The following is a 7428-nucleotide window of genomic DNA, read 5'->3' as shown; positions in this document are numbered from 1 at the left end:
TTGCAGCCACGGAATCAGCGGTGGGCGGCCACCAGTAGCATCATTGGGCGCTCAAGCTCTTCTGCCAGTGCGGGGCGGGCTTTCAGGTCCGCTTCGCTCGGGCCCCACTCGTCGACATGAGTCAGGGTAAACCCCGCCTGGATCAACAGCGTCAGCAACGTGCCCACGGTGCGATGTTGCTTGATCACACCCTCCGCCAGCCAGTTTGTCACCCGTGGTCCTTGCAACTGGTAGCTGTCCACCGGCCAGCTCTTGCGCCCTTGCTCATCAATCAGCCAGCCCGGCTGCCGGGGCGCCATGAAGATCGGATGCTCGATGGAAAATACCAACCGCCCGCCCGGGACCAACGCTTGATGGATACGCGCGAACAGGCCCTTAAGATCGACGATGTAATGGAACGCCAATGAGCTGTAGGCCAGGTCGAAAGTGGCATCCGGAAGGTCGAGTTTTTCCAGGTCGGCGATGCCATAGGTGATGGCCGAAGAGGACGTCATCTCCTTTGCCCGCGCCAGCATCTTTTGCGAGACATCCAGCCCCAGCACCTGTTCGGCGCCCTGCTCCTGCGCCCAGCGACTGAACCAGCCGTAGCCGCAACCCAGGTCTACGACTTTCAATCCCGACATGGGCGGCAGCATGGATTGCAACGCCGGCCACTCCGGCGCGCCGGCGAGGCCTTCTACCGAGCGGCCCATTTTGCTGTAGCCCTCGAAGAAAACCTCGGTGTCGTAGATGTTCTGAGTCATGACGCTGCTCCGTGCTGAATGGCGACTATTCTGCCGAATCAGCCCTCGCTCAACAACGCATCCACTTCAGCCGTGCCCGGTGAGGTGGCCGGCCCCCAGCGCGTGACCGCCAAGGCCGCCGCCGCGTTCGCGCGACGTGCCGCGACTGCTGGCGCCAAACCATTGGCCAGGCCGGCGATAAACACCCCGGCGTGAGCATCGCCGGCACCGTTGCTGTCCACCGCCTTGACCTTGAATCCCGGCACATGCTCGGCCTGGCCATTACGGCTGATCCAGCAGCCATTCGGCCCATCGCGCACCACCAGCAAGGTCTCGGCGGGCAAGTGCTCGTTGAGCTTGAGCAATGCCCCCGCCAGATCGCTCGCGCCGGTAAAGGCCAGCGCTTCCGGACCGTTGCTGGTCCAGATGTCGATACGCGGCAACAGGGCGACCATCAAGGCCGAGTCCGGAGCCTTCACCAGCGGGCCCGGATCGAACACCACCGTGATCTGGCGCGGCAATGCCAATAGCCAATCGAGCAACGCCTGGGCCTTGCCTTCCAGCAGCAGGCTGTAGCCGCTGACGTACACGTAGTCGTCGGCGCGTGGTACCGCATTGGCCAGGTCTTGCGCCAGCAAGTCACCCTCAGCGCCAATATGGGAAATGAAGGTGCGCTCGGTAGTGGCTTCGGTCAGGGACACACACAGGCCTGTGTCCTTGTCGTCGCTGGCGGCCAGGGCCATTTCAATGCCCTCGGCCTGCATCGCCGCGCGCGCCAGGTCGCCGAAGCGGCCGGTGCCATGGCGGCCCAGGTAGACCACCGGCAAGCCGTTGCGTCGGGCCGCGGCCATCACGTTGAAGCCACCGCCGGCTTCGAAGCTGGCGGAGTTGGCCAATACATCGCCGCCGGTGGCGGGCAATGTGTCGAGGGACATGACCAGGTCGACGATGACCTGGCCGCTGTGCAGCAATCTAGACATTAGCGCTCTCTACCAAAGCCGGACGACGATCAGCCGCGCCACCCAGTACCGCATAAATCCCGCCGGCCACCAGGAAGGTGACGATCCAGCCCAGGCCGTTATGGCCCAGCCACGAATCGGACAGCGGCCCGGCGAACCAGATGTTCTCGGCCGTGGTGCCGATGGTGGTGAAGCTGAAGCCCAGCACGATCGCAATCGCCCAGGCGCCAAATGCACGCCATTCAACCCCGCCACGGTACCAGTAGGCGCTGCTTGGCGTTACGTCCAGCAGGTCTTTGGGGCTGTAGTAGTGACGATGAATCAGGTCGACCACAAAGATCCCGACCCAGGCGGTGATCGGTACCGCCAGCAGCGAGATGAAGGTGATGAACGGGCCGTAGAAACTGTCGGCGATCAGCATGAAGTAGATCGAACCGGCGAAGATCGCGACGATGTCGACGATCACCGCGTGTACGCGCTTGACCTTCAAACCGAGGGTCAAGGTAGTGAGGCCCGCCGAGTACACCGACAGGTTATTCGACAGCAACAGCCCGCCAAACGCGGTGATCAGGTACGGCACCGCCATCCACGTCGGCAGCATGTCGCGGATCGCGATGATCGGGTCAGTGGCCGACGCCAGGTCGTTGTTGCCCACCGACAGCAAGCCGCCGAGGGTGATCAACAGCACCAGCGGAATCCCCGCACCGAATGCCGCGGAGGCCACCAGGCGCACGGCCTTGACGCTGCGGTGCTGGTAGCGCGACATGTCGGCACCGGCGTTGGCCCAGCCGATACCGGTACCGGCGGCCATGGTGCCGACGCCGATGATCATCGCGCTCAACGGCGCAGGCGTGGCGTTGAATACCGCGCTCCAGTCGATGGTGGCGCAGAGGAAACCGCCCACCAGGATATTCAGTGCGCCGAACACGTAGGTGGCCCACTTCTGGATCACCAGCAAGGTGGCATGGCCCAGGCCCGACACGGCGAGGGTCAGCAGCACGAAGATGCCGATGAACAGCAGGGTCAGTACCGGCGCGCTTTTGGCGGCAACCGGCGAATTGAACAGGATCGAGCACAACGACAACAGCACGAACGCAGCCGTAGTGGTGTTGACGGTTTCCCAGCCGAGGCGCGACATCAGCGACACCAGCGTCGGGCCGATATTGCCGCGTACGCCAAAGATCGCCCGGGACAGGGTCAGGCTCGGTGCACGGCCACGACGGCCGGCGATGGAGATGATGCCGACCACCGCAAACGAACCGGCAGCGCCGAGGATTGCGACGATGATCGCCTGCCAGATCGCCAGGCCGCGAAACGCCACGAGGGTCGCGCCCAGGGGCAAGCCGAGGATGCTGATGTTGGCCGCAAACCAGACCCAGAACAGTTGCAGCGGATGGCCGTTGCACTCGCCTTCCGGGACCGGCTCGATGCCGCGTGTTTCCAATTGCCCGGCGCTTTGGCCGGAAGAGGACGTACTCATGGTGGGGTGCTCCTGATGCCTGTTTTTTTGTGGTTGTGGCAGGTTGGCAAGTTGAATCTGTGTGCCGGTCTTCCTGACTCGACTGGATCAATGTGGGAGCTGGCTTGCCTGCGATAGCGTGGTGTCAGTCGATGATTCACCAACTGATCGACCGCTATCGCAGGCAAGCCAGCTCCCACATGTTTCGATCTGCGGTGCTCAGCGCAGCTCGAGCAGGCCTTGGACCAAGGGTTCCAGGTCCAGTTGGTTAACCTGCTTGACCTGTTCGATCATCGCCTCAGGCCAGCACTGCATCCCCAGGCACGCACCGAGCATCGCGCCGAGAATCGCGGCGATGGTGTCGGTGTCGCCGCCGAGGCTGGCGGCCATGCACAGGGCTTCGATGGCGTTCATTTCACCCACCGCGACTTGCTGCGCGAGGGCAAACGACACCACCACCGATTCCTGGGACGCAACGGAGGTGCCGATCAATTCGTAAAGCAGGTCGGTAAACAGCGCCTTGTCGCCGCTGTCGACACTCAAGGTGCGCGCCCAACTGATGCGGGTGGCGATGCGCCCGCCGGCAATCCAGTGGCCGTGGTTTTCCGCCTGCTGGGCGATCTGCGTGCCGATGTTCAGCGCTTCGCCCAGATCGACGCCGTTGATCCCGGCGGAAACCACCGCCGCCACCGCCGCCGCGCTGGAGATGCCCAGGTTGGTGTTATGGGTGACCTGGCACGCCTGGATCACCGCCTGGATAAACTGCGCCGGGTCGTTGACGTCCGCCGCGATGCCCACCGGGGTGATACGCATGGCGGCGCCGTTGGTGGTGCCGTAGCGCCCGGACTCTTCCGGGGTATGGCCCGCCAGGATCATGTCGATCGCCCGTTTGGTTGACGGGCCCAGCAAATCCTGGGAGCCCTTGGCGCGCATCACCGCTTCCCAGTCGATCAAACGTTGGGCGAGTTCGGTGGGTTCAATCCTGCCCTGCCCGTCCACCAGCAACTGGCCGACGAGGATCGCCTGTTCGGTGTCATCGGTGATCGAGCCCTTGGGCATGTTCGGCGCGATCGGCTGATCGGCGTCGGCATCTTCCAGGCCGGTGATCGCGCCGAAACGCGCCTTGACCTGCTCGCGGCTCAGGGACTGGGTGGGCATGCCCAACGCATCGCCCAAGGCCAGGCCGTAGAAGGCGCCGAGGGCGCGGGTGGTGGCGGTCATGTCGGTGTTCCAAATTGAAGGTGCAAGCGGAAATGCAGAGGGTCGAGCAGGCTTTCGACGGATTCCATGAAGCGGTCCTGGCGGTCGTAGGTGGTGCGCAGGGCCTTGAGGAACACCGTGCCCACCGGGCGCCCCAGGAGCTGGGCGTCTTCTTCGTTCAGAGGCTCGGCACCGATCCATTGGTTGCCGGTGGCGCCGACATAGCCATAGGCCGCCAGGGTGATGGTCAGGGAATTATCGATCAGGCCGACTTGCGGCAGGCTTTCCAGGCCACCGGAGGCCGGCATCAGCGAGCGCTCCAGGGACACGAACGTGCCGTCGGCAGCGCGACGGCGGCGGTCGAGGGCGATGAATTGGTCGCTGCCGTGACGGCTGAGCAGGTCCGGACGGGTGACGGCTTCCAGGCGCAGGATTTCGGAGGTCACCACCGCGCCGGTGTCGGCCAGGGCTTGGGCCCAGCCGCTGCGCTGGTCGAGCACCATGCCGTCGAAGGTGACGATGGAGCCGACACCGCTTTGGGTGGCGATGTAGCTGCGGCGCTTGAGTTCGGCCAGGGCTTCACGCAGGGTGCCGCGGCTGACGGAAAACTCTTCGGCCAGTTGGTGCTCGCCCGGCAGCAGGACACCGTCAGCCATCACTCCACCCTCGATACGGCGGATCAGCTCGTCGACGACGCGTTTTTTCTTATCAAATCGGACATGTCTAATCATGTACAAATTGATAACCGAAAGCGCCCGGCTACAGCAAGCGATTTATTTCAGGGAGAGCGAGAAATCAGCCTCAGGGCTCCAGGCCGATGGGGAAAAATACCCCGCCGCTCCAGACGCCAAGCCAGTTCTTACCGTTGATCGGACGGGTCACCGCCAGCTCCACCAGCTGGTAGAACGCATTGCGGTGAACCAAGGCTTCGAGGTTGGTGCGCACCCGCAGGTATGGCGAGGGTTCCTGGGTGTCCGGGTCGATCACCACCCGCAGCGGATGCTCGGTACCGGCCTCGACCTGCTCATCCACGTTGGTGGTAAAGCGCAGGACCTGGCTTTCGCCCTGCCCTTCGACTTCCAGGGTCACGGCGACGAAGGGCGCGTCATCGACCTTGATCCCGACCTTTTCCACCGGGGTGATCAGGAAATAATCATCGCCATCGCGGCGGATGATGTTGGAGAACAGCTTGACCATCGGCTTGCGGCCAATCGGCGTGCCCATGTAGAACCACGTGCCGTCACGGGCGATGCGCATGTCGATATCGCCGCAAAACGCCGGGTTCCACAGATGCACCGGCGCGGGCCCCTTGCCCTTGGGCAATTGCGCCAACAACTCATTGGCCTTGGCCGAATCGGTCATGCTGCTCTCCTTGTGTCTTACTGATCGCTCATGCCCAACAGGCTGCGCGCGTAGTGCGCCAGGGGCTTGCCGATCAGATCTTCAGGCTTGTTGTCGTGGAACGTCAGTAAACCGCCACGGCTATGGATGCGCACAGTATCAATCAAATACTGGGTACTGGTCTCGATCAACATGACCTGGATGGTTCCGGTGTCGATACCCAGGCGATCCACCGCCTCCTGGTCAGACCATTCATCGGCGTTGCCGATACGGTCATCCGCCTGGGCGTAGCGGCAGTACAGCAGGTAATGCGCACCCGCCGCGCGGGCTTCCGACATCGCCTGCTCGAGGCCTTCCGGCTTGCGGGCGCGGCGGACCATCGGGAAATATTCGACAAAGCCGTTGAAGGCTTCCTCGGCCACCACGTTAGGCCGTGGATAAGCACTGCCCGGCGGGGTGAAGGCGCCCTGGGCGATGAAGACGAAGGAGTCCGGCTGTATGCGGACCGAATTGACGCGGCGAGTATCGCTGTGGTCCAGCAGCCCGGCATCGCTCATCTGATAGCGCGTGCCTTCGGCCATATCACTGACGGTCATGCAGCCACCCAGCGCGAGTGACGCCAGCACCAAAACCAGACTACGCATCCTAATTCTCCAGAGGCCGGTGACGGAAAACCGGCGAATGGGCACGAGATGCAGATTTTGCGCCAGCTTGCGGGACTAGCCGCCGATGATCTTCATGATGGTGGCGCCGCCGGAGAAGGCCACTTCCTGCTTGTCACCCAAGGCCTTGACCAACAAGCGCTGCAAGGCCGGCAGGGCCTGGTGGCGGGGTTTGTCCAGCAGGTCGCCGACGTAGTGGCGGTTGCTCGACGACAGGCAGCCATGCAGCCAGCCGGTGGACGACAGGCGCAAACGCGAACAGGTCCGGCAGAACGGCACGCTTTCGTTGGCGATGACACCGAAGAAACCTTTGCCGGGCACTTCGTAGCGCACGGCAGTGGCGTCCACCGGGGCGTTGGCTTGCAGGTATTCGTACTGTTCGCCGATCAGGCTGAGCAATTGCTGGAGGCTGACGAATTGCTGCAGGAACGCGTTGGAATCGTTGGCCAGGTGGCCCATGCGCATCAATTCGATAAAGCGCAACTCGTAGCCACGCTCCAGGCAGTAGTCAAGCAGCGGCATCACCTGGTCGAGGTTCTGGCCGCGCAGCGGCACCATGTTGACCTTGATCTTGATTCCGGCGGCGCTCGCCTGGTCCATGCCATCGAGCACGGTGGCCAGGTCGCCACCGCGAGCGATGCTGCGGAAGGCGTCGGCGTCCAGGGTGTCGAGGGACACGTTGATCCGGCGAATCCCGGCGTCCACCAGCAGCGGCAGTTTGCGCGCCAGCAGTTGGCCGTTGGTGGTCAGGCTGATATCACTGAGCCCCATCTGCCCCACCGCGCCCATGAAGGCTTCCAGCTTGGGGCTGACCAACGGTTCACCGCCGGTAATCCGCAGGCGCTCGATGCCGGCGGCCTCGATCAGGTACTCGACACCCCGCGCCATCGCCTCGGCCGACAGTTCGTCCTGCGCAGCCACCAGCCGCTTGCCGTTGGGCACGCAGTAGGTACAGGCGTAATTGCAGGCTGAGGTCAGGCTGATCCGCAAATTGCGGAATCGCCTGCCTTGACGATCAACGATCATGGATCACTCCGGCAGAGGATAATTCGGGCGCACTAAAACCTGACTGAAAAATCAAGTTT

General features: G+C 63.3%; 8 protein-coding genes. All 8 read right to left on the bottom strand.

Going from position 1 to position 7428, the window contains the following annotated elements:
* Positions 1-14 precede the first annotated feature (14 nt).
* Positions 15-743 (bottom strand): bifunctional 2-polyprenyl-6-hydroxyphenol methylase/3-demethylubiquinol 3-O-methyltransferase UbiG, encoded by a 729-nt coding sequence (locus HX817_RS23930; RefSeq protein ID WP_177041390.1) that lies wholly within the window; start codon positions 741-743, stop codon positions 15-17.
* A gap of 38 nt (positions 744-781) precedes the next feature.
* Positions 782-1702, bottom strand: a complete 921-nt coding sequence (locus HX817_RS23925; protein ID WP_177041388.1) for a PfkB family carbohydrate kinase — start codon at positions 1700-1702, stop codon at positions 782-784.
* On the bottom strand, positions 1695-3161 hold the full coding sequence (locus HX817_RS23920) for a cytosine permease (protein WP_008434943.1): 1467 nt from the start codon (positions 3159-3161) through the stop codon (positions 1695-1697). Before HX817_RS23920 ends, HX817_RS23925 begins: the two co-directional genes overlap by 8 nt.
* 198 nt (positions 3162-3359) lie before the next feature.
* A complete protein-coding gene (locus HX817_RS23915; protein WP_177041386.1) occupies positions 3360-4361 on the bottom strand; it encodes an ADP-ribosylglycohydrolase family protein in 1002 nt (333 codons plus the stop codon).
* Positions 4358-5071: a GntR family transcriptional regulator gene (locus HX817_RS23910; protein ID WP_080673275.1), complete on the bottom strand. Its 714-nt coding sequence runs from the start codon at positions 5069-5071 to the stop codon at positions 4358-4360. Before HX817_RS23910 ends, HX817_RS23915 begins: the two co-directional genes overlap by 4 nt.
* Before the next feature lie 70 nt (positions 5072-5141).
* Complete coding sequence (locus tag HX817_RS23905; RefSeq protein WP_177041384.1) at positions 5142-5702, bottom strand: DUF1285 domain-containing protein; 561 nt, start codon at positions 5700-5702, stop codon at positions 5142-5144.
* 17 nt (positions 5703-5719) lie between these two features.
* Positions 5720-6325 carry a DUF4823 domain-containing protein gene (locus HX817_RS23900; protein ID WP_177041376.1) on the bottom strand — a complete coding sequence of 202 codons (606 nt, stop codon included), beginning with the start codon at positions 6323-6325 and terminating at the stop codon, positions 5720-5722.
* 75 nt (positions 6326-6400) lie between these two features.
* Positions 6401-7369, bottom strand: coding sequence for a GTP 3',8-cyclase MoaA (locus HX817_RS23895; protein ID WP_004371275.1), 969 nt, complete (start codon positions 7367-7369; stop codon positions 6401-6403).
* Positions 7370-7428: the final 59 nt, after the last annotated feature.

It is taken from the genome of Pseudomonas sp. C6002 (genome assembly GCF_013385805.1).
In the GTDB taxonomy this organism is placed as follows: domain Bacteria; phylum Pseudomonadota; class Gammaproteobacteria; order Pseudomonadales; family Pseudomonadaceae; genus Aquipseudomonas.
This window is presented reverse-complemented; position numbering and strand designations above follow the sequence as displayed.

Coding starts and splice junctions, on each gene's coding strand:
- HX817_RS23905 (WP_177041384.1), bottom strand. CDS start 5,702: ATGACCGATTCGGCCAAGGCCAATGAGTTGTTGGCGCAATTGCCCAAG.
- HX817_RS23920 (WP_008434943.1), bottom strand. CDS start 3,161: ATGAGTACGTCCTCTTCCGGCCAAAGCGCCGGGCAATTGGAAACACGC.
- HX817_RS23910 (WP_080673275.1), bottom strand. CDS start 5,071: ATGATTAGACATGTCCGATTTGATAAGAAAAAACGCGTCGTCGACGAG.
- HX817_RS23915 (WP_177041386.1), bottom strand. CDS start 4,361: ATGACCGCCACCACCCGCGCCCTCGGCGCCTTCTACGGCCTGGCCTTG.
- HX817_RS23930 (WP_177041390.1), bottom strand. CDS start 743: ATGACTCAGAACATCTACGACACCGAGGTTTTCTTCGAGGGCTACAGC.
- HX817_RS23895 (WP_004371275.1), bottom strand. CDS start 7,369: ATGATCGTTGATCGTCAAGGCAGGCGATTCCGCAATTTGCGGATCAGC.
- HX817_RS23900 (WP_177041376.1), bottom strand. CDS start 6,325: ATGCGTAGTCTGGTTTTGGTGCTGGCGTCACTCGCGCTGGGTGGCTGC.
- HX817_RS23925 (WP_177041388.1), bottom strand. CDS start 1,702: ATGTCTAGATTGCTGCACAGCGGCCAGGTCATCGTCGACCTGGTCATG.